Annotated in this window: 24 protein-coding genes, 1 pseudogene and 1 riboswitch; of the genes and pseudogenes, 16 read left to right on the top strand and 9 right to left on the bottom strand. The window is 69.2% G+C overall.

What is annotated here, in order from left to right; translation table 11 throughout:
- Nucleotides 1-66: 66 nt before the first annotated feature.
- The gene (locus AB0J09_RS07850) at nucleotides 67-741 is read right to left on the bottom strand and encodes a GPP34 family phosphoprotein (protein WP_360686875.1); all 675 of its coding nucleotides are present in this window, start codon (nucleotides 739-741) and stop codon (nucleotides 67-69) included.
- A gap of 23 nt (nucleotides 742-764) precedes the next feature.
- On the opposite strand from AB0J09_RS07850, the gene AB0J09_RS07855 reads away from it, so the two are divergent.
- Entirely contained in the window at nucleotides 765-1,370 is a 606-nt protein-coding gene (locus tag AB0J09_RS07855; RefSeq protein WP_360686878.1) for a transcriptional regulator, read from the top strand.
- 65 nt (nucleotides 1,371-1,435) lie between these two features.
- Nucleotides 1,436-2,314 (top strand): DNA-formamidopyrimidine glycosylase family protein, encoded by an 879-nt coding sequence (locus AB0J09_RS07860; RefSeq protein WP_360686880.1) that lies wholly within the window; start codon nucleotides 1,436-1,438, stop codon nucleotides 2,312-2,314.
- 207 nt (nucleotides 2,315-2,521) lie between these two features.
- Here AB0J09_RS07860 and AB0J09_RS07865 read toward each other — a convergent pair whose 3' ends face one another.
- Nucleotides 2,522-3,940, bottom strand: coding sequence for an MFS transporter (locus AB0J09_RS07865; RefSeq protein WP_360686883.1), 1,419 nt, complete (start codon nucleotides 3,938-3,940; stop codon nucleotides 2,522-2,524).
- A 76-nt stretch (nucleotides 3,941-4,016) separates the two neighbouring features.
- Here AB0J09_RS07865 and AB0J09_RS07870 point away from each other — a divergent pair, with 76 nt between their 5' ends.
- From AB0J09_RS07870 to AB0J09_RS07880, 3 genes are all read left to right on the top strand, one after another.
- Nucleotides 4,017-4,451 carry a helix-turn-helix domain-containing protein gene (locus AB0J09_RS07870; RefSeq protein ID WP_360686886.1) on the top strand — a complete coding sequence of 145 codons (435 nt, stop codon included), beginning with the start codon at nucleotides 4,017-4,019 and terminating at the stop codon, nucleotides 4,449-4,451.
- Nucleotides 4,448-4,771 (top strand): rhodanese-like domain-containing protein, encoded by a 324-nt coding sequence (locus AB0J09_RS07875; protein WP_360686889.1) that lies wholly within the window; start codon nucleotides 4,448-4,450, stop codon nucleotides 4,769-4,771. Before AB0J09_RS07870 ends, AB0J09_RS07875 begins: the two co-directional genes overlap by 4 nt.
- Nucleotides 4,772-4,845: 74 nt before the next feature.
- Nucleotides 4,846-4,962, top strand: a riboswitch (TPP riboswitch).
- Nucleotides 4,952-6,283 carry a cytosine permease gene (locus AB0J09_RS07880; RefSeq protein ID WP_360686892.1) on the top strand — a complete coding sequence of 444 codons (1,332 nt, stop codon included), beginning with the start codon at nucleotides 4,952-4,954 and terminating at the stop codon, nucleotides 6,281-6,283. (Overlaps the previous riboswitch by 11 nt.)
- Here the strand turns inward: AB0J09_RS07880 and AB0J09_RS07885 are convergent.
- Nucleotides 6,249-6,788, bottom strand: coding sequence for a methylated-DNA--[protein]-cysteine S-methyltransferase (locus AB0J09_RS07885; protein WP_360686895.1), 540 nt, complete (start codon nucleotides 6,786-6,788; stop codon nucleotides 6,249-6,251). The genes AB0J09_RS07880 and AB0J09_RS07885 overlap by 35 nt on opposite strands.
- 129 nt (nucleotides 6,789-6,917) lie before the next feature.
- On the opposite strand from AB0J09_RS07885, the gene AB0J09_RS07890 reads away from it, so the two are divergent.
- Both AB0J09_RS07890 and AB0J09_RS07895 read left to right on the top strand, forming a co-directional pair.
- A complete protein-coding gene (locus AB0J09_RS07890; protein ID WP_360686898.1) occupies nucleotides 6,918-8,786 on the top strand; it encodes a PAS domain-containing sensor histidine kinase in 1,869 nt (622 codons plus the stop codon).
- 142 nt (nucleotides 8,787-8,928) lie between these two features.
- Nucleotides 8,929-9,360 (top strand): ATP-binding protein, encoded by a 432-nt coding sequence (locus AB0J09_RS07895; RefSeq protein WP_360686901.1) that lies wholly within the window; start codon nucleotides 8,929-8,931, stop codon nucleotides 9,358-9,360.
- Here AB0J09_RS07895 and yidC read toward each other — a convergent pair.
- The 3 genes from yidC to AB0J09_RS07910 all read right to left on the bottom strand — a co-directional run bounded on the left by yidC (nucleotide 9,344) and on the right by AB0J09_RS07910 (nucleotide 10,440).
- Nucleotides 9,344-9,985 (bottom strand): membrane protein insertase YidC, encoded by a 642-nt coding sequence (gene yidC / locus AB0J09_RS07900; RefSeq protein WP_360686904.1) that lies wholly within the window; start codon nucleotides 9,983-9,985, stop codon nucleotides 9,344-9,346. The genes AB0J09_RS07895 and yidC overlap by 17 nt on opposite strands.
- A gap of 84 nt (nucleotides 9,986-10,069) precedes the next feature.
- A complete protein-coding gene (locus tag AB0J09_RS07905) occupies nucleotides 10,070-10,270 on the bottom strand; it encodes a DUF6412 domain-containing protein (RefSeq protein WP_360686907.1) in 201 nt (66 codons plus the stop codon).
- Nucleotides 10,267-10,440 carry a hypothetical protein gene (locus AB0J09_RS07910; RefSeq protein ID WP_360686910.1) on the bottom strand — a complete coding sequence of 58 codons (174 nt, stop codon included), beginning with the start codon at nucleotides 10,438-10,440 and terminating at the stop codon, nucleotides 10,267-10,269. Before AB0J09_RS07910 ends, AB0J09_RS07905 begins: the two co-directional genes overlap by 4 nt.
- Before the next feature lie 95 nt (nucleotides 10,441-10,535).
- On the opposite strand from AB0J09_RS07910, the gene AB0J09_RS07915 reads away from it, so the two are divergent.
- Both AB0J09_RS07915 and AB0J09_RS07920 read left to right on the top strand, forming a co-directional pair.
- Nucleotides 10,536-11,234 (top strand): response regulator transcription factor, encoded by a 699-nt coding sequence (locus AB0J09_RS07915; RefSeq protein WP_360686913.1) that lies wholly within the window; start codon nucleotides 10,536-10,538, stop codon nucleotides 11,232-11,234.
- The gene (locus tag AB0J09_RS07920) at nucleotides 11,234-12,346 is read left to right on the top strand and encodes an ATP-binding protein (protein WP_360686916.1); all 1,113 of its coding nucleotides are present in this window, start codon (nucleotides 11,234-11,236) and stop codon (nucleotides 12,344-12,346) included. The genes AB0J09_RS07915 and AB0J09_RS07920 overlap by 1 nt, the downstream gene beginning before the upstream one ends.
- A gap of 19 nt (nucleotides 12,347-12,365) precedes the next feature.
- Here the strand turns inward: AB0J09_RS07920 and AB0J09_RS07925 are convergent, their stop codons facing one another.
- The gene (locus tag AB0J09_RS07925) at nucleotides 12,366-12,680 is read right to left on the bottom strand and encodes a hypothetical protein (RefSeq protein WP_360686919.1); all 315 of its coding nucleotides are present in this window, start codon (nucleotides 12,678-12,680) and stop codon (nucleotides 12,366-12,368) included.
- A 310-nt stretch (nucleotides 12,681-12,990) separates the two neighbouring features.
- Between AB0J09_RS07925 and AB0J09_RS07930 the strand changes: the two genes are divergently transcribed.
- From AB0J09_RS07930 to mptB, 3 genes and pseudogenes are all read left to right on the top strand, one after another.
- Nucleotides 12,991-13,338, top strand: a complete 348-nt coding sequence (locus AB0J09_RS07930) for an STAS domain-containing protein (protein WP_360686921.1) — start codon at nucleotides 12,991-12,993, stop codon at nucleotides 13,336-13,338.
- Nucleotides 13,339-13,698: 360 nt separating this feature from the next.
- On the top strand, nucleotides 13,699-14,433 hold the full coding sequence (locus tag AB0J09_RS07935; RefSeq protein ID WP_360686924.1) for a glycosyltransferase: 735 nt from the start codon (nucleotides 13,699-13,701) through the stop codon (nucleotides 14,431-14,433).
- Between the two features lie 572 nt (nucleotides 14,434-15,005).
- Nucleotides 15,006-16,070, top strand: a pseudogene (gene mptB, locus AB0J09_RS07940) (polyprenol phosphomannose-dependent alpha 1,6 mannosyltransferase MptB); the annotation flags it as partial.
- A gap of 331 nt (nucleotides 16,071-16,401) precedes the next feature.
- Here the strand turns inward: mptB and AB0J09_RS07945 are convergent.
- A complete protein-coding gene (locus AB0J09_RS07945; RefSeq protein WP_360686927.1) occupies nucleotides 16,402-18,678 on the bottom strand; it encodes a hypothetical protein in 2,277 nt (758 codons plus the stop codon).
- A gap of 608 nt (nucleotides 18,679-19,286) precedes the next feature.
- On the opposite strand from AB0J09_RS07945, the gene AB0J09_RS07950 reads away from it, so the two are divergent.
- The 4 genes from AB0J09_RS07950 (at nucleotide 19,287) to serS (ending at nucleotide 23,262) form a co-directional block, all read left to right on the top strand.
- The gene (locus AB0J09_RS07950) at nucleotides 19,287-20,492 is read left to right on the top strand and encodes a glycosyltransferase 87 family protein (protein WP_360686930.1); all 1,206 of its coding nucleotides are present in this window, start codon (nucleotides 19,287-19,289) and stop codon (nucleotides 20,490-20,492) included.
- Nucleotides 20,493-20,514: 22 nt separating this feature from the next.
- Nucleotides 20,515-20,934, top strand: a complete 420-nt coding sequence (locus AB0J09_RS07955; protein WP_360686933.1) for a DUF4446 family protein — start codon at nucleotides 20,515-20,517, stop codon at nucleotides 20,932-20,934.
- A 56-nt stretch (nucleotides 20,935-20,990) separates the two neighbouring features.
- Complete coding sequence (gene pheA / locus AB0J09_RS07960) at nucleotides 20,991-21,911, top strand: prephenate dehydratase (protein ID WP_360686936.1); 921 nt, start codon at nucleotides 20,991-20,993, stop codon at nucleotides 21,909-21,911.
- Between the two features lie 88 nt (nucleotides 21,912-21,999).
- Nucleotides 22,000-23,262, top strand: coding sequence for a serine--tRNA ligase (gene serS / locus AB0J09_RS07965; protein ID WP_360686939.1), 1,263 nt, complete (start codon nucleotides 22,000-22,002; stop codon nucleotides 23,260-23,262).
- Here serS and AB0J09_RS07970 read toward each other — a convergent pair.
- Nucleotides 23,226-24,614, bottom strand: a complete 1,389-nt coding sequence (locus tag AB0J09_RS07970; RefSeq protein WP_360686942.1) for a hypothetical protein — start codon at nucleotides 24,612-24,614, stop codon at nucleotides 23,226-23,228. The genes serS and AB0J09_RS07970 overlap by 37 nt on opposite strands.
- Nucleotides 24,615-24,632: the final 18 nt, after the last annotated feature.

Here is a 24,632-nt window from a genome sequence, read left to right on the forward strand (position 1 = left end):
CCGGCCGTGCTCCCCTGGCCGGCCGCCGCCTCGTGCTGGGGGCGGCAGGCCGGCTCGGGGCGGGGCTCAGGAGGGGAAGACGCCTGTCACAGTGCCTGTCGCGGTGGCTGTGGTGGCCATGATGACGGCGGCCGCGGCGGCGGTCGCGGCCGCCTGGATGGAGATGACCGTCCTGGCGACCGCGTCACCGGCCCAGGCGCCCGTCACGATCTCGTTGATGCGCTGCTCGCTCGCCTCCGGAAAGACCCGGCGGTCGAGCTTGGCCGCGTGCGCGATCGCGATCAGGGCGGCCGTACGGGCGTCCGGGTCCGCGCCCGCCAGGACGCTGTGCACCCGATCCCTGACCTCCCCCTCCACGCTCGGGTCGGCCTCGGGCCAGCGTGTCGTGGTGAAGATGATCGCCTTTTCCCGCTGCTCCGACAGCACACCCGACTCCGCCAGCCTGGAGAGCAGGCGCCCGCGCAGCTCGGCGGAGCGTAGCTGCTGGATCCACCAGACCGGCTTTCCGCCAGTGCTCTCCGAGGCGATGCGGGCCAGTACGGCGTCCAGTTCGGCGTCGCCGAGCGGGGACGCGTCCTTGAGCGTCACCTTCTCGTCCGACAGTTCCACCCGTCCGCGGATGGCCAGTTCGGCGAGGACGGCGCCGGCGAGCGCGGGGTCCAGTTGGGTCCAGGTGATCAGGGGCATGCCGTCTTCGCTGTAGGCGAGCAGGAGGACTTCCTCAGCGATCGTCACAGTCATGCCTCGACACTAACCTCCCAACCATGACCATCTCGGAGAAGCTGCACGCCATTGGCCGCCCGCTGCTCCAGGCGCAGCTCGAGCACCCCACCGTGGCCGGCATCGGGCGTGGCGACCTGCCGGAGCCGGTGTTCAGGTCGTGGCTGGAGCAGGACTACCTGTTCCTGCTCGACTACGTACGGGTCTTCGCGCGGCTGGCCTGGCAGGCTCCCGACGAGCATCTGGGTGATCTGGTGGACCTGGCGCACACCACGTACCACGACGAGCTGAGCCTGCACAGGTCGATGTCGGCGGAGTTCGGGGCCGATCTGGAGGGGGCGGTGAAGGGGCCGGCGTGTGCGGCGTACACGGCGTTCCTGCTGGAGTCGGCGGCCTCCTATGGGGAGGGACTGGCCGCGCTTTATCCGTGTATGTGGGGATATTCGAGTCTTGGGCGGATATTGGCGGAGGATCCGCCTGCTGAGCCGAGATATCGGGCCTGGGTGGACACGTACGCGGATCCGGGGTTCGAGGCGCTGACCGTGCGGATCGCGCAGATGATCGACGAGGCGGCGCCGGATCCGGCGCGGGCGGAGGCGCTGTTCGCCGAGGGGATGGCGCACGAGCTGGCCTTCTGGGACGTGCCGTAGCCGTGCTCACCTGACACGGTTTCCACAGGCTGTGGACAGTTCGGTGTGCGCCGTACCCTGGTGGCATGCCGGAACTTCCCGAAGTGGAGTCTCTCACCCACTTCCTGCGCGAGCGGGCGGTGGGCCGTACGGTCCTGGGGGTCGACGTGGTGGCCATCCAGGCGCTCAAGACGTTCGATCCGCCCGTGACCGCGCTCGGAGGGCTGACCGTCACCAGCGTGTCGCGGCACGGCAAGTTCCTCGACCTCGACTGCGACGGCCTCCACCTGGTCATCCACCTGGCCAGGGCGGGGTGGCTGCGCTGGCGCGACGACCTCTCGGGCGCGAAGCCCGTGCGGCCGGGCAAGGGGCCGCTCGCGGTACGGGTCCGGCTGGCACCCGACGAGGAGGGGCTGGCGCCCGGGTTCGAGCTGACGGAGGCGGGGACGCAGAAGCGCCTCGCCGTCTACGTCACGAAAAATCCCGAAGACATCCCCGGCGTCGCCTCCCTCGGCCCCGACCCCCTCGACGAGTCCTTCACCGTGGACGCGCTCAAGCGCATCGTGAGCGGCAACCGCACCCAGATCAAGGGGCTGCTGCGCGACCAGAAGATCATCGCGGGCATCGGGAACGCGTACTCGGACGAGGTGCTGCACGCGGCCAGAATGTCCCCGTTCAAGATCGCCTCGTCGCTGACGGACGCGCAGATCGCCGACCTGCACGAGGCCATCGTGACCACGTTGGGGGAGGCGGTGGAGCGGGCGCACGGGCTGGCGGCCAAGGACCTCAAGGCGGAGAAGAAGTCCGGGCTGCGCGTCCACAACCGGACAGGACAGCCGTGCGACGTGTGCGGCGACACGATCCGCGAGGTGTCCTTCGCCGACTCGTCCCTGCAGTACTGCCCCACCTGCCAGACCGGCGGCAAGCCGCTCGCCGACCGGCGCCTCTCTCGGTTGCTTAAATGATCTTTTACGGCCGAGTCGGCTAAACCCCAACCGCCAGCACCGCCCATCGTCCCGCCGACGTGGCGCGCCCCCACGAGCGTGCCTTCACGGGCGGTGCCTTCACGGGCGGTGCGCTCCCGACCAGCGGTTGCGCCCCACGAGCTGGCGCCCACGAGTCGGCGCACCCCCACGAGCCGGTGCGTCCCATGGTCGGCCTGAGTGGGTGGGTCAGGCGTCGATCGGCACCCGGTCTGCCTTCCGCGTCCCCATGTGCTTGCGGAGGCCGTAGGCCGCCACCACCGCGGCCAGCAGGGTGGCCGTCACCGGGACCGCCAGGGCCGTGCGTAGCGCCGTGAGGCCCGACTCCGCCGTTGTCTCGTCGCCCAGGGCCGCCACGTTGACCGCCGTCACCATCGACAGGCCCAGGGCGGCGCCGAACTGGAACGACGTGTTGATGAGGCCGCTCGCGAGCCCCTGCTCCTCCGGTGCGATCCCGTCCGTGGCCACGATCGTGAGGGGGCCGTAGACGAAGGCGAACATCAGGCCGATCAGCAGCATCGAGGGCAGCATGGCCGCATACGTCCAGTCGAGTCCCACCCCGAGGAAGAGCGCGTATGCCAGCAGCCCCGACAGCAGGCCGCCCAGGACGACCTTGGCGTTGCCGTACCGGTTGACCAGCCACGGCGTGAGCGTCGGGGCGAGGACCACGTCGGCGGCGGCCGCCAGCAGGGCCAGGCCCGTCTGGATGGTGGACCAGCCGCGCAGCTCCTGCAGATACAGCGTGACCAGGAACTGGAAGCCGAAGAACGACGCCGTGAGCAGGGCGGCCGTGACGTTCGCCCGTACCAGGGCGCCCGACCTGAGTATGCCGAGGCGGACCAGGGGGCGGGTGGAGCGGCGTTCGACGGCGACGAAGACCCCGAGGAGCGCCAGGCCCCCGAGGAAGGTGGCCGCCGTCAGCGGCCAGTTGTCGGACGGGTGCTCGAGGCGTACCACCCCGTAGACCAGGAGCATCATCGCGCCCGTGACGCTCAGAGCGCCGGCCGCGTCGAAGCCGCCGCCGCGGGGCCCGGAAGGAAGGGGGTCGGAAGGAGAGCCCTTGAGCAGGGGGATCGCGGCGAGGAGGATCACCAGCGACAGCAGGACGGGCGCGAAGAAGACCCAGCGCCAGCCGAACGCGGTCAGCAGGCCGCCGATCACCAGCCCGAGCGCGAAGCCGCCCGCGGCCGTGCCGGCGTAGATGAGCAGGGCCCGGTTCCGCTGCGGGCCCTCGGGGAAGGTCGTGGTGAGCAGGGACAGCCCGGCGGGGGTCATGAACGCGGCGGCCACTCCCGTGACGAACCTGGCCACCAGCAGCACCCACCCCTCATGAGCGAATCCGCCGAGCCCGGAGAAGGCCAGGAACACCCCCAGCCAGATCAGGAACATCCGCCGCCGGCCCAGCAGGTCCGCCGCCCGGCCGCCGAGCAGCATGAAGCCGCCGTAGCCGAGCACGTACGCGCTCACGACCCCGCTCAGCACGCCGGTGGACAGTCCCAGGTCGGCCCTGATGGACGGGAGAGCGACGTTGAGCATGGCCACGTCGATGCCCTCGAGAAAGATGGCTCCGCATAGAACGATCAGCACGCCCCAAGAGCGAGCAGGCATAACAAACTCCCGGTTACTTCTAGGCATATCGGTTCTCTCTTGTAACCGGACACATCATCGGCGACCATGAAATGTCATGGAAGAAGGCACTTTGGAATCACTCGGTTACTGCGACAGCACCGTGGAAGACGACTACGACGTACGCCAGTGGGACACGCGTGAGGACTGCGAGGTCCGGCAGATACTCGACCGCATCGCGGACAAGTGGTCGCTGCTCGTGATCGCCCTGCTCGACTGCCAGACCCTGCGTTTCACCCAGCTCCGCCGCGAGATCGACGGTGTCAGCCAGCGCATGCTCAGCGTGACCCTGCGCCAGCTCGAGCGCGACGGTCTGGTCAGCCGCACGGTCCATCCCGTCGTGCCGCCCAGGGTGGACTACGCGCTGACGCCGCTCGGCCGTACCCTCCACCAGACCATCAAGGCGCTGGTCACGTGGACGGAGGAGCACCAGCAGGAGATCGCCACGGCGCGTGCCGCCTACGACGCGCGGCGCGAGATGATGGAGTCATGACCGTTCCTGAGATCGAAGCCAGTGCCGTTCCCGACGACGCCTACCTGCTCGACGTCCGAGAGCAGGATGAGTGGGTCGCCGGGCACGCGCCGGAGGCAGTCCACATCCCCATGACCCAGATCCAAGGGCGGGTCGACGAGGTGCCCGGTGACCGGACGGTCTACGTCGTCTGCCGGGTCGGCGGCCGATCCTTGCAGGTCGCGGCCTGGCTCAACCAGCTCGGACGCGACGCGGTCAACGTCGGTGGCGGCATGCAGTCGTGGGAGTACGCGCGTCGCCCGATGGTCAGCGAGACCGGTCAAACGCCCGTCGTGGCATAAAAAGTTCCAAAAGCACGCGTAAAGCCTCCCTGTGGCGTTTCTGCCGCCACTAGGGCATGATGAGGGCGCTAACTTCAGATCGTCGCGGGAGCTCGGGGTTCGCCGGGCTGAGAGGGCAGCAAGAGATCCGCTGCCGACCGCCTGAACCTGTCCGGGTAATGCCGGCGTAGGGAGTGTGCGATGACGCATGTCGCCAACGAGGTTCCCCTGACTCTCGAGGGCAGGCCGCCCAAGACCCTTGGCGTGCTCGACCAGGGTGCGCTCTGGGCGAACCTCGGGGTCAGCCTCCTGGGCTTCTCCGGAGCGCTGCTCCTGCTCGATCCGCTCGGCAACGCCCCGCTCAGCCTGGCCGCCGCGCTGGCGGCCGTCGTGGTGGGCAGCCTGATCGGCACGGCCATGGTCGGCCTGTCCGCCGTCCCGGGCACGCGGACGGGGCAGCCCGCGATGGTGCTGCTGCGTGGGCTGTTCGGGGCGAGGATCTCGTACGTGCCCACGGTCCTGAACATCGTGCAGATGATCGGCTGGGGCGCGTTCGAGCTGTGGGTCATCGCCAAGGCGGCCAGCGCGATCTTCGGGGCGGTGCCGTACCAGGTGTGGGTGATCGTGGCGGGAGCGCTGACCACCGCGCTCACGATCTGGCCGCTCGGGTCGGTGCGGATCCTGCGGCGGTACGTCACCGTCGGCGTGATCGTGTCGCTGCTGTGGTTCGCCTGGTTCTTCCTGACCCGGGCCCCCGCGCACACCGGCGGGTCCTGGACGGCGTTCGCCCCGGCCGTTGACTACGTGATCGCGCTGTCGGTGTCGTGGGTGCCGATGGCGGCGGACTTCGCCCGGCACTCCAGGTCGGGCAGGGCCGCGTTCACCGGCGTGGTCGGCGGCTACACGCTGGCGCAGGTGGCCTGCCTGGGGCTCGGCGTGTACGCGGTGGCCATGGCGGGGGCGGACGTGGTGCAGGCCGATGGGACGTCGGTGTTCGGCCCGTTCGTCGCCGTGCCGTTGGGCGCGCTGTTCTTCGCGATCCTGGTGCTGCGCGAGACCGACCAGTCGTTCGCCAACGTCTACTCCACCACGGTCTCGCTGCAGAACCTGATGCCGCGCGTGGACCGGCGCATTCTCTCCACCGCCATCGGCGTGCTGACCGTCGCGATCGCCCTGTTCGTGGACGTCAACTCGTACGGGGCGTTCCTGGGGGTGATCGGGGCGGTGTTCGTGCCGATGTTCGCGGTGCTGGCCGTGGACTACTTCGTGCTGGGCGGCTCGCGCGACTGGAACACCGCGGAGAACGCGCCCTCGCGCTGGTCGAGGCTGGTGCCGTGGGCCCTCGGCTTCGTGGCGTACTGGCTGACGACCTCCACGCCCACGGTCCCGCAGTGGGACGCCATCTGGCAGTCGGTCCGCGAGGCCATCGGCTTCACCCGGCAGTCGTGGATGAACGGCGCGCTCGGCGCGGCCATCGTGGCCGCGCTGGTGACGCTGCTCATCGGCTCGCTGGGGCGCGCTTCTCGACGTTGAGCAGGTGCTGCTTGGCCGCGGGGCCGCCCGCGTAGTCGCCGAGCCCGCCGTCCTCGCGCACCACCCGGTGGCACGGCACGATCACGCAGACGGGGTTGGAGGCCAGCGCGTTGCCGATCGCCCGCAGCGCGCGCGGCCTGCCTATGCTCGCGCCGATCGCCTCCAGCGTCGTCGTCGTGCCGTACGGGACCGCCATCGTCTTCTGCAGCACCGTGCGGGCGAACGACGTGGCCAGCGTCAGGTTCACCGGCGTGGCGAACGCGCGCAGGCGGCCCGAGAAGTAAGCGTCCAGCTCCCTGCGCACCGGGTCGAGCCGGCGCGCGTCCGGCCCGATGAACGTGCCCACATGCCTCGTGATCAGCTCGAACACATTGTTCTCAGGCTCGAAGCTGCACGCCACGATGCCCTTGCCCGTCACCGCGAGCACCAGCCTGCCGACGGCGCCGTCATAGGTGCCGAAGGCGATGTCAGGGGGTGTCTCACCTCGATAGGTGTTGGAGGTCACGCGCAACAAGGCATCGAGATCACCACTCGACATGGCACCCACCCTCCCCACCCACCGAGAATCGCCGTGACCGCAGCGTATCGGACGGATCGCCCGACGCACTCACCCTGCCACGGGCACTATGGAGGAGTGGGGGACGAATGGGCCGGGAGTGACGATGAGATAGCTCGTGCTGCGCTCGCCTGTTCGCCCAACGCCGTCATGGTCGTCGACCGGGATCAGAGTGTGCTGGTCTGGAACGAAGCGGCCGAGCGGCTGTTCGGGTGGACGGCGGAGGAGATGCTCGGGCGCCGGGCGCCGATCGTGCCTGGTGAGCTCACCGCCGAGCACAACGCCGTGCTCGAACGCGTACGCACCGGAGGCCAGGTCTCGGTCCGCACCAAGCGTTTACGCAACGACGGGACCGTCCTCGACGTGCGGGTCGACATCAGCGCGCTGCGCCTGGGCAGCTCCGTGGCCGGGTACGTCTGCGTGCACCATCTCGCGCGGGCCGACGAGTTGGCCAGGAACCGCATGGCCCGCAGGGCACAGTTGGTGCGCAGGCTGACCGACGTGGTCGGCGACATCAACTCCGAGCTGGAGCTCTCCGCCGTGCTCGACCGGATCTCGGCCAGCCTCACCGAGCTCACGGGGGCGGACGCGGGCGGGTTCGTGCTGATCGAGGGCGATCGGCTACGCCTGGTCAGCACGTACCAGCTGCCGGACGCCATCAGAGGCACCACCACGGACCTGCGCACGAGCCTCGTGGACAAGCTCTTACGCACCGGCAAGACCGTTCTGCTGCAGTCGAACGGGCTGGACGACCTGGTGTGGGCGCGGCTGAACGGCCTGCACACGATCGCGCTCGGCCTGGCCGCCGTCGGCGGGCGCCCGTACGGGGCCCTGTACGCGCTGTTCGCCGAGAGCACGCCAGGACACCTCGAACTGGAGCTGCTGGAACTGCTGGCCGGGCACGCGGGCATCGCCGTCGGCAACGCGGTCGCCTACCAGGAGGCGATCCGGCAGCGGGCGCACGAGCAGGCCGTCTTCGACGCCAGTGCCGACGGCATCGCGGTGCTCGACGCGGCCGGCCGCGTGGTGCGGTGGAACCCGGCCGCCGCCGAGCTCACCGCGTTCTCCGCCGAGGCCGTCATCGGCGGGCCGCCGCCGTTCCCGCTGCCCAAACCGGGCGAGAAGGTCACGTTCCAGATGGAGACCGGGCGGTGGCTCGACGTCGTGAGCGCGCGGGTCGAGGAGACCGGCGAGGTGGTCATCGACTTCCGTGACGTGACCACGGCCAAGGAGCTCGAGGAGGCCAAGGACCTGTTCCTCGCCACGACCAGCCACGAGCTGCGTACGCCGATCACGATCGTGCGCGGGTTCGCGAGCACGCTCGACAGGCGCTGGGACAAGATGAGCGACCCCGAGCGCCGCTCGGCCGTCCACACGATCGCCGAGCGGGCCAGGTCGCTGGGTGACCTCATGGACCACCTGCTGCTCGGCGCCAGAGCGGGGGCGGACGAGCTGAAGGTGCGGATCGAGGCGTTCGACCTGGCCGAGCGGATCGACGCGGCCACCCTGGGGCTGCCCGCGCTGTCGGACAAGCACCGGGTCGAGGTGGTCATCGCCGACGGGCTGCCGACCGTGCTGGGTGATGCGCTGGCCACGGACATCGTTCTTGGGCAGCTGCTGGAGAACGCGTTCAAGTACTCGCCCAAGGGCGGATTGATCAGCGTGGCGGCCTGGCCAGAGGACGACAACGTCGTCGTGGTCGTGGATGACGAAGGGGTGGGGATCGCGCCGCCTGACCGGGAGCGGATCTTTGAGAGGTTTGTCCAGGTGGACAGCGGCGACCGGAGAAGGTTTGGTGGAGTAGGGCTCGGTCTTTACATCGTCCGCAGCCTCGCGAGGGCCCAGGGGGGAGATGTGAGCGCCCACCCGCGACCTGGAGGAGGGACGAGAATGCGGCTCCTGCTACGAGCTGTTTCCCCTATCGGATCCGACACACCGATGCGGTAACGAGGTGGTCACAGTTGCGCTGATCTATCGTCCAATGTGCACAAGCTGTGATCGAGATGCGGTTTCTGGGATCGAGTAACGGGGCATTTCGGTCGTACCGGGGAGTGTTCCCGTGGGGGGCACAGGGAACGGGGAGGTGGGTGTGTCAAGCGTGGTGCTGCTGCCGTACGCGCCGTCCAGCGTCGCCGTTGCCCGCCAGCGCCTGAGCACTGAGCTGCAGGACAGCGGGGTTTTTTCGACGGCGATCGACGACGCCGTGCTGGTGGTGAGCGAGCTGCTGAGCAACGCGCTTAGGCACGCGCACCCCCTGCCGTCGGGCATGGTGAGGGTGGCCTGGCTGCGGAGTGACGATCACATCGAGGTGGCGGTGAGCGACGGGGGCGCGGCGACCGAGCCGCGGGCCGGCCGCCCGACCCTCTCCTCGCTCGGGGGCCGGGGGCTCGGCATCGTGGAGTACGTGGCTGAGAGCTGGGGGGTCCGGCACGACGGCGACACGACAACGGTGTGGGCCATCCTGCCCGCCCCTCATGTGTCGATGAACGGGCAGGTCAAGACCCTCAAAGAGGCCGGGTAGCGAGCACTGCCCGTTCGCCCGCGGCCCACGCCGTGGAGACGAGCAGGTAGAGCGCGGCCGCGAGCGGGAGCACCAGCGCGGCGAGCACGGAGCCGTACGGCATCAACGGCAGGACCTTCCTCAGCAGCTCCGGTTGGTCCTCCGCCACCTCGATACTCCTGGCGGAGAGCCACGCCACCGCCGCGACCAGCACGATGACCAGAACAAAGACCAAAACCGGCGTGCTGGCCAGACCGTAATGAGCCACCACGCCAGCCACCTGCTGGCCCAGTGGAGCCCCGAACAGGTCATGGCCGACCAGCGCGCTCGGATGCGTGGCCACCCGGTACATCAGCCACATGAACGGCAGCTGCGCCAGCATGGGCAGGTATCCGGCGAACGGCGAGGTGCCTTCCTTGGCGAAGAGCGCGGACGTCTCCCTGGACAGGCGCTCAGGGTTGCGCGCGTGGCGTTTTTGCAGCTCGCGCAGCTTGGGGGCGAGCCGTGCGCGGATCTTCATCGCGCGGTCCCTGCGTACGTTGAGCGGTAGCAGCATGAGCCGTACGGCTAGCGTGAACAGCACGATTCCGAGCGCGGCGCTGCCCCCGGACATGTTGACGACTAACGTGACAAGAGAATCGATCATGAGCCCTACTTCGAGTATCCGAGTGGATCAGGGCTCACCCGTCTCGTTCGAGGAGCCCCGCTTGATGGTTGAAGCGGGGCATGCTCAAGGAGCTCGTGGACGCGAGCGGCCTGCCGCGTCCGGGTCACGCTGGCGCTGGAAGGCCGTGCGGCGCGCGTAGGTCAGCGGAAAGCTCGGCGACTCCCCACTGAGAACGGGCAGCAACATGGCTGCCCACGTGGCCAGCAGCAGGATCGCCACCATGGTGATCCCGACCAGCCACGGGTCGAACAGGAAGGACGTCAACTCGATCGCGAGGACTTGCCCACCACGGTCACCGCGATGAATACCAGCAAGGCGACCACGCCGATGATCAGGGCGACCTTGAGCAGGCCCATCACCATCGGCAGCAGGAAGTTGAACAGCACGAAGAGACCCAGCAGGGTCCCTATGACGAGCATCACGACTCTACCCATGCAGCCCACCGTACGTCCTCCGGCCATGATCCGCGAGGCTTACGAACCAATGACGTGCATGACACTTCCCCGCGCGCCAGCCGTACCGTGAAAGCGTGAACACCCGCATCCTGGTCGTCGATGATGATCCGACCGTTTCCGAGGTCGTCGCGCGGTATCTGGAACGTGACGGGCACGAGGTCGAATGCGTCGGCGACGGCGTGGAGGCGCTGCGCAGGGCGCTGGCCAATCCGCCGGACCTCATGGTGCTCGACCTGATGCTGCCCAAGATCGACGGGCTGCAGGTGTGCAGGAAGCTCAGGGAGCGCTGGCCCGTACCGGTGATCATGTTGACCGCGCTCGGCGAGGAGATCGACCGGGTGGTCGGGCTGGAGACGGGGGCCGACGACTACGTGACCAAGCCGTTCAGCCCGCGCGAGCTGGCGCTGCGCGTGCAGTCCGTGCTGCGGCGGGCCCGTGGCGCGTCCGTGACCGGTGGGACCGGCGTGCTGCGGGACGAGGACCTGGTGGTGGACGTGGGAGCTCATGAGGTACGGCTGCGCGGGGACGAGGTGATGCTGACGGCTCGGGAGTTCGATCTGCTGGCCTACCTCATGCGCAATCCTCGGCAGGCCTTCAGCCGCTCCGCGCTGCTCAACCAGGTGTGGGGGTGGTCGTTCGGCGACTCCTCCACCGTGACCGTGCACGTACGGCGGCTGCGGGAGAAGATCGAGGCAGATCCGACCGAGCCGCGGAGGATCGTCACGGTGTGGGGGGTCGGGTACCGGTACGAGCCGCTGGAGGGCGGTTCCTGATGGTGCGGGCCAGCGAGCTGCTCACGGTCGTGGCCGTCACCGCGGGGCTCGGCCTGGTGATCGCGCTGCTCGGCATCTGGGTGATGGGGCGGCTGCGCACCAGGTCCATCGGGGTGATGCTGGCCGTGGTCGTGGTGGTCGCCGTGGCTGCGACGCTGGCCGGGGTCGTGGCCATCATCATGAAGATGATCATCGGGGGCCCCGTCAAGGACTTCGTGCTGAGCGTGGTGGCCGTGGGCGGGCTGGTCGGGCTCGGGGTGGCGTTCGTGCTGGCCAGGCGGGTGGTGCGGGAGAGCAGGAGGCTGGTGTCCGCCGTGCGGGCCGTGCCGTTCGCGGCGCCGCAGGGGCTGCCGGCCGAGCTCCAGACGATCGCGAACACCCTGGAGGAGGCGTACGCGCGGGAGCGGGCACTCGAGGGGGCGCGGCGGGAGCTCGTCGCGTGGGTGAGCCACGACCTGCGTACGCCGCTGGCCGGGATGCGGGCCATGGCCGAGGCGCTGGAGGACGGGGTGGTGTCGGACCCGCCGACGGTCGCTCGCTACCACGGGCAGATCAAGCTTGAGGTGGAGCGGCTCTCGGCGATGGTGGACGACCTGTTCGAGCTGTCGCGGATCCACGCGGGGGCGCTGCGGCTCTCGCGGTCGCGCATCGGCCTTGCCGACCTCGTGGCCGACACGCTCGCCGGGGCCGAGCCGCTCGCCAGGGCCAAGGGCGTGGTTCTCACGGCGGAGGCTTCGGCATCCGTGCCGGTGGAGGCCGACGCCGGGGCGTTGGGGAGGGCGCTGCGGAATCTCGTGGTCAACGCCATCCGGCACACGCCATCGGACCAGACCGTAGTGCTGCGGGCGGGGGTGGATGACGAGGGAATGGCTTGTTTGTCGGTTACGGATTGTTGTGGGGGGATTCCTGAGGAAGACCTGCCTCGGGTGTTCGAGGTGGCCTTCCGGGGAGAGGCTGCTCGTACCCCTGCCGCGGGCGGTGGGGCAGGGCTGGGACTGGCCATCGCGCAGGGGATCGTGGAGGCGCACGACGGGGTGATCGGGGTGGTCAACGACGGCCCGGGTTGCCGGTTCGAGATCCGGCTTCCGCTGGTCGGCGGTTTCGGCGGCTGACCTCCTGGATCTCCCCGTCTCAGGCGCTCTCGGGGAGTGCCGTCTCTGGTGGTGTGGATTCGGGTGGTGGTGCTTCTGCTGCTTCCCTGGCTCCGAACGACTCCGACATTGCTCGAAATGTCGGGCAAGGCCAGCGCCACATGCAGCTCCGGCACCGCAGGATCGGGTGGGCGGCGTCGCTGGTGATGCCTCCCGCGTCCCTCGGCTGATGGAGATCCAGCAGCCTCAGCCCGAGCTCCAAGAACCTGAGCAGATCAGTGCGGGCACCCGCCACGAAGTCGAGGTCCTCGATCGCGAGCCGGGTGCGGATGGGGACGTAGCCTTCGCGGTTCACCAGGCTGCGGAGGCGTTCTGCTTCTTCATGCCATGACGTGGCCTTCTCTGTGCGGATGAGGATGGTCTCCAGGCGCTCCCGGAGTCCTTGACGCTGAGGATCTTCAGGTTTGTCTGCTTTCATCGACGCGGGGCCCGCCGGCCGTGCCCCAGCCCCTCCTTCTCCATGAGGTCGCGCTGGTTCTGGTATCACGTTGTCAAGCTTCGCGTACTCTCCGTTTCCATGGAGCCCAAACGGAGGACAAAAACCTGTGGTTCCCCTATCGGCGTGAGAACGTGACCGGAAGCCTCCGCGCCGCTAGCCTGCCCATGTGGAGCTCAAGGTCTCGACTCGATCACATGCCGGGTCAGCACTCGTTGCCATCACCGGAGAAATCGACCTCTACACGGCGCCTCACCTGCAGACCGAGTTCACTCGGCTGCTGAAGGAGGGGCCCAGCCGGGTGGTCATCGACATGTCCGCCGTGGATTTCTGTGACTCCACGGGGATGAACGTGCTGTTGTCGGCACTCAAACGGATGAAGGAGCAGGGAGGGGCGCTCGAAGTTGCGGCCCCGCGTCCTGCCGTACGGAAGATTCTGCAGGTCACCGGGCTCGACTCGGTGTTCACCGTGCACGATGAGGTGCCGCAGGAGTTCCTCATAACCGAGGGATCATGACATTATCCGTGCGCGTCCGCCTGCGCGGACTCGTGTCGGCGCGGCCTCCGGTCGGCGGCGTGCCGCGTTGAAGTGCGGATGTCGGCTACGGTGGCGATGGTGACCTGGACAGGGCCATCGGCACCGGTCGGCCCGCGCTCGGGACGCCGGCGGCGGCGCTCGGATGAGGGCCGTGCTCGGGGTGATGGCTGCGCTCGGGCCGTCAGTGGCGCTCGGGTGGGTCCGCACTTGGGATGCCGGTGGCGCTCGGGTGGGGGCCGCGCTCAGGCCGTCAGTGGCGCTCGGGTGGGTCCGCGCTCGGATGTCGGCCATTTTGCTCGCCCGGCCTCGGGAGGGTGTCGTGTACGGAGGTGATGCTCGATGAGTAGTGACGGCGACACAGCGGTCGTCATACCGGCCGTCAACGAAGCCGATCGCATCGCGGCCACCGTCACGGCAGCCGCGAACCTGCCCGGCGTGGATCTGGTCGTGGTCGTGGACGACGGCTCGACGGACCAGACCGGCAGGGTGGCGCGCGCGGCGGGAGCCCGGGTGGTGCGCCACAGCCGCAACAAGGGCAAGGCCGCCGCGATGGAGACGGGAGCGGAGGCAGTCCGCCTCCTGGACGAGGGCCGCAGCCCTCGCCACCTCCTCTTCCTGGACGCCGACCTGGGCGAAACGGCCCGCGCCGCCGCACCTCTCATCGAGCCCGTACGCGCGTCCAAGGCCGACATGACAATCGCGGTCTTCGCGACGAGGGTGAAGCTGGGCGGCCACGGCTTAGTCGTACGCCTGTCGAAAGAGGGCATCCGCCGAGCCACCGGCTTCGAGCCCGTCCAGCCTCTCAACGGCCAGCGCTGCCTCACCAGAGCCGCCTTCGAAGCGGCGCGTCCGCTGGCGCACGGGTTCGGGGTGGAGACGGCGCTGACGATCGACCTGTTGCGCAAGGGGTTCCGGGTCGTGGAGGTCGAGGTCGAGATGGCCCACCGTGCCACGGGGACGGACTGGCGGGCACAGCTCCATCGAGCCAGGCAACTCCGGGACGTGGCGCGAGCCCTGGCCACCAGGGAGCCGCTTATCGCCCAAAATCTCGACAAACTTCGGCTCAATCGCTGACCATCTCCACCTATTGGACATCGAGTTGATCAGCCGACTGGGAAATGTGGGGCGGCTTCGTTCCCAGTGGTCGTTCCCTATGCCGGGCGGCGTCGCTTCCGGCCGCACCTCGGACCGGGCGGTTTCACTTCCGGGACCGTGTCGTGGAGCCACTGTGCTCGGGCTCCACGACACCCAGTTCGAGCGCCGACGGACGTCATGCTGCCGGCGCCAGGCGCAATCACGGCCGTCCTCAGCGGCCACCCCGGCTTGCGCCTCAGGCTCGACGATTTGCCGCAATCCCCAGGTCAGGGTCGGTGATCCTCAGCTCGGGCAGCCTCTGCGGTCCCAAGCTTGAAATCCACGATCGGGCAGCTCGGGCTCCGTGATCCACAGAGGCCATGGCCCGATCCGAGTTATCCACAGGAATGCCTCGCCCGTCCGAAGCCGCCTTGCGAGTGTGCTGGAATTTGCCGGTGACTTCGGAGAAGCGGCACGAAAAGGCACGCGGCCGGCTCGCGGGGCCGGCCACGGCGGCGATCGGCGCCTCGATCCTGCTGACGATCACCATAGGCCTCCTGGGCCCGTCGCCGATGGTCCCCGCCCTGACCGGCCCGAGCTGGCACCCGCCGTACTCTCTTGACGTCCACCCCGAGCCTCACCTGGTGGTGGCCCTTGCCGCGGTCGCGCTCATCCTGGGCGGCCTCGGCCTCCTGACAGCCCTCGCCCTGGTCCGCCACCCCACCGCGTCCCTCCACTCGCGGGACGGCGAGGCAGGCACCCGAAGGGCTCGCCTGCCATTGCCCAGCGCCCGCATCCTCGTGCTCACGGGCTGCGTGACCGCGGCAATCCTCGCGTTCCTGCCTCCTTCCGGCTCCGGCGACCACCTCAACTACGCCGCCTACGGTCGCATGGTGACGCTTGGCCTGAGCCCGTACACCCATGGCGCGGTCGACCTGCCGGGCGACCCCATCGCCGACGCGGTCGAGGATCCGTGGCGCGAGGAGCCCAGCGTGTACGGCCCCGTGGCAACGGCCCTGCAAGCGGTGGCGAGCTGGATCGGCGGCGACTCACTCCGCCTGACGATATTTGTGCTGGCACTGTTCAACGCCGCCGCATTCATCGTGACGGGCCTCCTCATCGACCGTTTCACCCGAGACGATCCCACCAGGCGGCTGAGGGCCGCTCTCCTGTGGACGGCCAACCCACTCCTGCTCTACCAGCTGGTGGCGGGCATGCATGTGGACACCCTCGCCATCGCCTGCATGGTCGCCGCGCTCCTGGCCAGAAGCCGCCCCATGGGCTCCGGTGTCCTGCTCGGGCTGGGCGTGGCGATCAAGGTCAACGCCGGCCTGGTGGCGCTCGGGCCGGCCTGGGAGCTACGGCGACGACCCGCCCGCCTGGCCCTCATGGCGGCGTGCGCGCTCGTGGTGGTGGTCGCCGGATACGCGATCGTCGGTCCAGAGGCGATCGCCCCGATGACACGCACCAGCAAGTCGATCTCCCACGTCTCGTTCTGGAAACTCGTCCAGGGCTGGCTCCAGGCCATCGTGGGCACCGGCAGCGCTTACCGGGCGGAAATCCAGATCGGCTCCCTCCTCGTCCTCATGCTCACCGCCTGGTCCCTGCTCCGCCTGGCCTCCCGCTCCAGCCGGTCAAGCCGGCTCTCAGCGAGCGGACGCCGAAGCCGAGACATCGCGCGCCTGGCGAAGGACGACGACACGTCGAATGGGGTGAGTCTGGGGACCTCGCCTGGAGCCGGTGGGCTTGAGGCACCGGTTGTGGCGGTGGGGCTGGTGGTGGCGTACCTGTTCGCCACGCCGTACATCCTGCCCTGGTACGACGGCCTGGCGCTCGGCTTGCTGGCGCTGGTGGCGGCCTCCGCGGTGGACGGGTTCGTGGTCGCGCACCTGCTGGTCCTGTCGCTCGCGTACCTCCCTGCGAGGGTGGTGGGGCAGCCACAGGACCTCGAGTGGCTGATGACCGTGCTCAGGCCTCAGCTCGCGTGGGCGCTGCTTGCCCTGACGGCGGCGCTGATCCTGTGGGCTTGGCGAGCTGCAGGGCGCGAACGCAGGCCGCCAGCGTCAGCGGCACGGCCACCGTCAGGGCCATAGCGGGGATGGCGATGCCGGAGTCGTTCATCAGGAAGCCGACGAAGGCACACGTGAGAGCGCCGAAAAGACCTGCCCGGAGCGTCGGAGCCAGGTGGTACGCCTGGCCGAGGGCCGAGGCGCCCCAGCGCGAGGGGCGGGCGAGCACCAGGAAGAGGAAGGCCAGCGCGACCAGCGAGAGGAGGGTCAGTGACCAGTTTCCGATGGTTACGCCGATCATGGCACTGAACTTGCGCCCGACGACTGTCCACGCCTGGCCGTCGATGATCTGCTGCACGAAGTTGCCCAGGTGGGTCCGCTGGTCATCGGGACGCAGCCAGTCGATGACGGAAAGGGTGCCCACCAGCACGGCTCCCATCAGGCCGACGAGCAGCAGCCTCAGCAGGGACACACGCTTGCCGGAAAGCAGTATGAGGAAGACCGCCAAGCCGATCACGAACGCCGGCACACCGCCGAAGTCCGCCCCCCACGAAGGCCACCCGTCCGCGAAGACCGCGACCCCTCCGTACACCGCGCACACCCCGACGACCACGACCCTGGACACACCCCTGCCGAGCAACCACTGGGCCACCCCGGCCAGCCCGAGGATGGTGCCTGTGGCGTAGACGGCGAAGGCGATGTTGCTGAAGCCGTAGAAGCGTCCTCCGGTGACGGGCTCGTAGCCGGTCACGGCGTTCACCTGGAGCTTGGAGCCCGTCATGACGTCGATGAGGAGGGCCAGGGAGGTCACGGCGGCGACCACGGTGAGCGGGCCCAGCACGTGAGCCCGCCAGGGCCCGGCGAAGGCCAGGGCGGTGACCAGACCGGCGATGGCCAGGATCGTCACAATCACCGACAGCATCGGCACCGGCAGCGTCCACCACGGCACCAGCTGGGCCAGGAACGTGGAGACGGCGATGGCCCCGCTGATCACCGCGACGATCTGGACGGCTTTGAGGAGCTTTGAGGCGCTCGCGATGCCGGCGGACGAGGGGGCGGCGGTTGTGGTGCTGGTGTTGTCGTCGGGTGAGGCGGCGGGAGTTGTGGTGCCCGCGAAGTCGGCCGGTGAGGGGGCCGGGGCAGAGGTGCCCGCGAAGTCGGCTGATGAAGGGGTGCGGGTGGTGCCGGTGGCACCCTCGGAGGTGTTGGACGTGAGGGTTGAACGGTTGGGGGAGCGGCGGCGGCGGAGGGCCAGGGCGGCGAAGGCGTAGAAGAGGAGCTGAACCGTCACCAGGACGGTGAAGAACGGGCCGCGTACCTCCCGGAGCACCTGGCTGGCCAGGTCGCCGTCCGCCAGCTCCGTCACCGTGTCGGCCGGTGTGGCAGAGGTGGTGCCGTTGGGCTGCCAGGCGCGGCCGACCACCTGGCGCGGGGCGGGGAGGCCGAGGAGGTGGATGGTGGTGGCGGTGAGGTCGGTGATCGTGACCAGGGTGTCTTGGCGGGTGGACGTGGCGGTCAGGTAGCCGTGGCCGTACGGCTGGCCGTTCGGGGACTTGGCGATCGCCACGTGGAGGTGGGCGTTCGGGGACACGTCCGAGACGCCTGCCACGAGGACGGTGGTGTCGGCGGGCAGCTTGGCGATCAGGGTGCCGAGCTGGCGGTCTGCGCGGGTCGCAGCCTCCTGGCGGGCTGCGGTCGGCAGTTGGGTGGGGACGCCGTACTCGTCCAAGGGCTGCTTGGTCCAGGCGGTGGCCAGGTCGGCGACCTCCATGATGATCAGGTTGTACGGGGTCAGGTCGCCGACGGCGTCGGGGGTGGGAGCGTATTTGGCGATATTTCCGGACTTATCGGCCGCAGCGAGGGCGGCGCCGGGGCCTACGGCGGCGACCTTGCCTCCGTTGTCCGTCACCAGCTGGCCCAGGGTGCCGAGCTGGGCGTCGTATCCGGTTTCGGATTGGTACGCGGTCAGGGCCTGCCAGTCCGGGATCTTGGCGGCTTCTCCTGTGAGTTGTGGGGCGGGCGCTTGAGGGCAGCCCTTGCCCGCCGTGCCCGCCCGCTGGCCTGCTGAGATGGTCAGCCAGCCCGCTGTGGGGCAGGTGGTGCCGCGGTCCGGGGGCGGTACGGCACGCGTCGAGAGGGAGCCTGAGGTGCCCTGGCTGACGAGTGACCACAGGTTGGGGGTTCGCGACGGGTCCAGGTCGCTCCATTCGAGGCCTGGTACGCCGATGAGGGCCACCCGCGCCGCCTGAACGGCCTGCTCTTGGGCGGTCGGCGTGGATCGTCCTCCGGCGGCTGGTCGCGTGCTGGCAGCTGGTGCGCCGGTCTGGAGGGTGGCCTTTGTGGCTGCTCTGGTCGATGTGGTGAGGGATGTCGTGGCGGCCGCCGGCGATGGGATGAGGCACATCGTGGCGGTCATGCTGAGGATGAGCGCGGCGAGGGTCCGCCCGCTCGACCATGCGACGAGGGTCCGTCTGCCTCGAGTGGCGAGGGCCTGCCAGCCTGCCGGAGCGGCGCTGGCTCCCGTGCTCCCCTGAGCGGCGAGGGCGTGCTTCGGAGTTGGCGCCGCGAGAGCCGGCTCGGGGGTTGGCGTGGCGAGGGCCGATCTGAGGGTTGGCGTGCTGGGGGTCGGCTTGAGCGGGGGGACCGGGGCAGGGCCGGTGGGCGCCGGTGTCGCTGCGGTGCCTTCAGGGGCCGATGTTGCGCAAGGTGTGTCTGTTGCCGTGAAAGGGGCAGACGCATGCCGTTCGTCGTGCTCGCCGTACCGGCTGGGCATGGCATGTGGCATTTACAGAACCCCCAGTGATTGCCCCTCGATCAACAACAGCCACGGTAACGTGCCACATCGTGACAAGTGGCGAGGTGCAGGTGATACGGCGGCAGTGGTGGGCGTGGGCGGTCGTGGTGCTCGTGGTCGCCGCGGCCGTGGCGCCCTTGGTGCACATGTGGCTCACCAATCCCGACGATCAACGCCTGGTCGACCTCGACGTTTACCGTACCGGCGGGCAGATGCTGCTCGAGGGCCGGTCAGTGTACGACTACGTCACACCCGCACCGCAGCTGTTGCCTTTCACCTATCCTCCCATCGCGGCGATGCTGGCCGTGGCGCTGGCGAAGATGTCCTGGGGGACCGCCCAGTGGGTCTGGACGGCCGGGATCTTCGTGGCGCTGGCCGTGACCGTGGGGTTCGCGTTCAGAGAGGTCCTGCGGAGAGAGGCGCTGCGGCAGTACGTGCCGTGGGTGTTCGCGCTGCTCATGGTGGCCTGCGCGTACCTGATGCCGATCAGGGACCAGGTGCGGTTCGGTCAGGTGGACATCCTGCTGGTCGCGTTGTGCCTGGCCGACTGCGTGGCCAGAAAGCCCTGGTGGCCTCGTGGGTTCCTGATCGGGTTGGCCACAGCCGTGAAGCTCACGCCGGGTGTCTTCCTGATCTACCTGCTCGTCACGCGGCAGTGGCGGACGTTCTTCATGGCGGCTTTCACGACGGCGGTGCTGACGTTGCTGCCGTTCGCGGTGATCCCGCGGGACGCGGCCGGCTTCTGGTTCTCGGCGCTGCTCGATCCCGGACGTGTCGGCGCGAACGCGGCCACCACCAACCAGTCGATCCGCGGCATGTTGCTCCGGCTCTACATGCCCGATCTGGCGACGTCCCTGATCTGGATCGTGGTGGTGGCCGTGGTCGCGTGGTACGGGTTCCGCGGCGCGCGGGACGCGTACAAGGCGAACGACCACATGACCGCGGTCGCGCTGGTCGGGCTGATGGCCGTGCTGCTCTCCCCGGTCGCCTGGATCCACCATCTGGCCTGGGTGGTCGTGGTGCTCGGCGCGATCGTGGGGGACGGGCGCGATCCGGTCAGGCTGAGGGTGGCGGCGGGCGTTTGGCTGTACTACGTGGTGCCCGTCCCCTGGTGGGGGGTCTCGCTGAAGGCGGCCGACATCCCGGGGGTCAGCCTGGTGCTGGGGAAGATCGTCCAGAACGGGTTCGGGCTGGGGGCGCTGGCTCTCGTGTGGATGTTGGTGTCCTGGTTGCCGAAACGGCGTGAGATCACATGACCGAACCATTACTCTCTGTGCCGTGCTCGTTACCACATGGATGATCGTGGGCGTCGTCGCCGGGGTGAGTGGCGTCTTCATCGGGTATAGGGCGCTCCAGCAGGCCAGAGCGCTCGTGGAGGACTGCCGGCGGATGCTCTCCCGGCAGATCAGCGACGGCATGGGGGATCTCAAGGCCATCAGGGACGTGGCCGTCTGCCGGTACGACGCGCTCTCCGAGATGACCGGGCGGCTGTCGTTCTCGGTGGCGATGATCAACGGGCTCGGTGACGGCATCGTGCTGACCTCGATCAACGGGCGGAGTGAGACACGTACGTACATCCGGCCCGTGGTGGGCGGGAAAGGGCGGGAGCCCCTGTCGCCGGAGGAGGAAGAGGCGGTACGGGCGGCCAGGCTGGGGCTCGGGCCGATGATCCCGTCCCGGGCTTCGGAGCCGCTGTAGACACGCTCCGCGCCGAAAGGGCACATGGGCGGTCCACCTGCGGATACTCTTGATACATGCCCAGACTCGCCTATCTCGGACCGGAAGGGACCTTCACCGAAGAGGCCCTGCGGCTCCTCGACCCGACGGCCGAGCGTCTGCCCTGCGCGACCGTGAGCGCCGCGCTCACCGCCGCCCGCGCCGGCGACGCCGACGGCGCCGTCGTGCCGCTGGAAAACTCCATCGAGGGTGCGATCACCACGACACTCGACGAGTTCGCCTGGGGCGAGCCGTTGCTGATCACGGCCGAGCTGCTGCTGCCGGTGCAGTTCTCGCTGCTGGCCAGGCCCGGCACCGAGATCCCTCACATCAAGCGGGTCTACACGCATCCCGCGGCGATCACCCAGTGCCGCGCCTTCGTCGCGCGTGAGCTGCCCGAAGCCGTCGTGGTGGCCGCTCCTTCGACCGCGGCGGCGGCCCAGGAGGTCTCGCTGCCCAGCTCGCCGTACGACGCCGCCATCGCCGCCCGCATCGCCGGAGAGCACTACGGGCTGGTGCAGCTCGTCGCCGACATCGGCGACAGGTCCGACACCGTGACCAGGTTCATCAAGGTGAGCCGCCCGGGCACACTGCCCGAGCCGACCGGTTCCGACCGCACCACGCTGGTCGTCTTCCTCGCCGACGACCACCCGGGCGCGCTGCTGGAGATGCTGACGGAGTTCTCCGTGCGCGGGGTCAACCTGACGCGCATCGAGTCGCGGCCGACCGGCGACGGCATCGGGCGCTACTTCTTCCACTTCGACTTCGAGGGCCACATCGCCGACGCCAGGGTCGGGGAGGCCATCGCCGGGCTGCACCGCATCTGCGGTGAGGTGCGCTTCCTCGGCAGCTACCCGCGGGCCGACGGGATCGCGCCGCAGATCAAGCGGGGCACGTCCGATCCCGAGTTCGCCGAGGCGGGAGACTGGCTCGCGCGCATCCGCACAGGCAAGGTCTGAGGCGCTGCGGGGCGCGCTCCCAGGCAAGAGCGCGTGTACGCGGTAATCCGGGGGCGAGTTGCTGCCGCGCGCCGGTAGCCTTTGGCTTGTGATTGACCTGCGTACCCTTCGTGAGGATCCCGACCGGCTACGGGCGTCGCAGCGTGCCCGCGGTGAGGACGACTCCGTCGTCGACACGCTGCTCGAGCTCGACGAGCGCCGTCGATCCGCGCTGACCTCGTTCGAGTCCATACGCGCCGAGCAGAAGAGCATGGGCAAGTCGGTCTCCAAGGCGCAGGGCGAGGAGAAGGCCGCGCTGCTCCAGCGCGCCAAGGATCTCGCGAGCCAGGTCAAGGCGGCCGAGGCGGAGGCGGAGAAGCTCGGGGCCGAGCTCGACGAGCTCCTTCAGGCGGTGCCCAACATCGTCGAGGAGGGTGCGCCGGAGGGCGGAGAGGACGACTATGTCGTGCTCGAGACGTACGGCGAGCCTCGGGTGTTCGACTTCGAGCCCAAGGACCACCTGGAGCTGGGCGAGGCGCTCGGCGCCATCGACATGGAGCGGGGCGCCAAGGTGTCCGGCTCGCGGTTCTTCTTCCTCAGGGGTGTCGGCGCCCGCCTGCAGCTCGGCCTGCTCAACATGGCCATGCAGCAGGCCATCGAGGCCGGGTTCACGCCGATGATCACGCCGGTGCTCGTCAAGCCGGAGACCATGCAGGGCACCGGCTTCCACGTGGCCCACGACAAGGAGATCTACCGCCTCCCCGAGGACGACCTCTACCTCGTCGGCACGTCGGAGGTGTCCATGGCCGGCTACCACGCCCAGGAGATCCTCGACGGCGGCGAGCTGCCGCTGCGCTACGCGGGCTGGTCGTCGTGCTTCCGCCGCGAGGCCGGCTCGTACGGCAAGGACACCAGGGGCATCATCCGGGTCCACCAGTTCGACAAGGTCGAGATGTTCTCGTACGTGCGTCCCGAGGACGCCCACGAGGAGCACCTGCGCCTGCTCGCCTGGGAGAAGGAGATGCTGGCCAAGATCGAGGTGCCGTACCGGATCATCGACACGGCGGCGGGCGATCTCGGCATGTCGGCGGCCCGCAAGTTCGACTGCGAGGCGTGGATCCCCACCCAGGGCCGTTACCGCGAGCTGACCTCGACCTCCAACTGCACGGAGTTCCAGGCACGCCGGCTCGCCGTCCGCTACCGCGACAAGGACGGCAAGCCGCAGCACGTGGCCACACTCAACGGCACGCTGGCCACCACGCGCTGGATCGTCGCGATCCTGGAGAACCACCAGCAGGCCGACGGCTCGGTGGTGGTTCCCAAGGCGCTGCGGCCCTACGTGGGCCTCGACGTGCTGGAGCCGTCCAAGTAAGCCCGGCGGGCGTCGTTCCTGACGAGGACGGCGCCCCCGAGCACCACGAGACCGGTCAGCAGCACGGCCAGCGCGACAGCCACCCAGTACGCGTCCGGGGTGCCCTGTGACCAGCCGTAGAAGGGCGTGTAGACGCCCGCGTATACGAGTGGTGCGGCCAGCGCTCCGACGGCGACGGGAACAGGTCGCGCCCGGCCCGCGAAGGTCAGCACGAAGCACACCACGCCGCCTGTCAGGGCCGCGATCATGCCGATGAGGGTCAGGACGGGCGCCATGTCCACGTCGGAATCCATCGACCACGTCGCCGTCCAGCCGGTGAGCGCGGTGAGCACGCCCAGGGAGGCGGCAGCCGCGAAGCCCATATATGCGCGGTTGAACTTGCCCAGCCCCGCTCCGACGCCGCCGAACAGCATGCACGCGGCCAGGAAGAGCGCGACGTTGCGCTCCGGGGAAAGGTCCACCGCGTCGATCTCCGGCGAGCCCGGCCAGCCGACTCGCCGCCATTCGCCGGACACGTCGCGGACCAGGATGCCGTCCACGCCGTTCGCGACGACCACGACGTGCCCGCCCGGACGGGCCTGCACGGCCAGCGCCATCGAGGCTCGCCCGTCCCTCCGCGAGTACCGCCTGTTGAGCCGCTCGTAGTCATCCCCGGCCAACGCCCACGACGGGCCCCACGTCTTGCCGCCGTTGTCGGACTGCTCGATGGCCATCCTGTTGGGCACCACTCGATAGCACCGCGTGGCGTGCATGGGCACGCAGGCGGCGCTCTGGAGGGGCCTCTTCTCTTGCGACCAGGCGTCGCTCTCCGACCAGGTGACCCCGCCGTCCTCGGAGATCCGTGCGAAGCCGTCCCGCACGTGGACGATGATCCGGTCTCCGTCCACCTCGACGGAACCGGCAGTGGGCATGGGCGCGGCCGATGTGGCGGTTACGGCGAGCACGGCCAGCGGCATCGTGACGATGACCCGCCACTGGGCGGAGTCCGACTCCAGGCTGCGGCGCCGTACCCACCAGGCCAGGGCGAGCGCGGGCAGGGCGAGGAGGTCCGTGGGATCGGCCAGGACGCGCGATGGGCCCGCCACGAGGGTCCAAGCATGGGAAGCCAGCTCAGCGCCCGTCTCCGTGGCCTTCACGAGCGTGAAGAGCACCCCGGTCAGTACGGTCGCCGCCAGGTCGGCCCGTCGCCAGAAGAGCAACGCCACCAGCGCGGGAGCCACGACGAGTCCCGCGACGTCGCTGAGCTTGCCCGTGACGAACCCGGGCCAGGCCTGCTTGAGCAGGTGGTCGTTGACCAAGAGCACGAAAACCCCGGCAACGGTCACGGGGTGACATAACCAGGCGTACCTCATGTAGAGGTGGATGGCCGG

The sequence above is a fragment of the Nonomuraea sp. NPDC049784 genome (assembly GCF_040659615.1).
Classification (GTDB): Bacteria; Actinomycetota; Actinomycetes; order Streptosporangiales; family Streptosporangiaceae; genus Nonomuraea.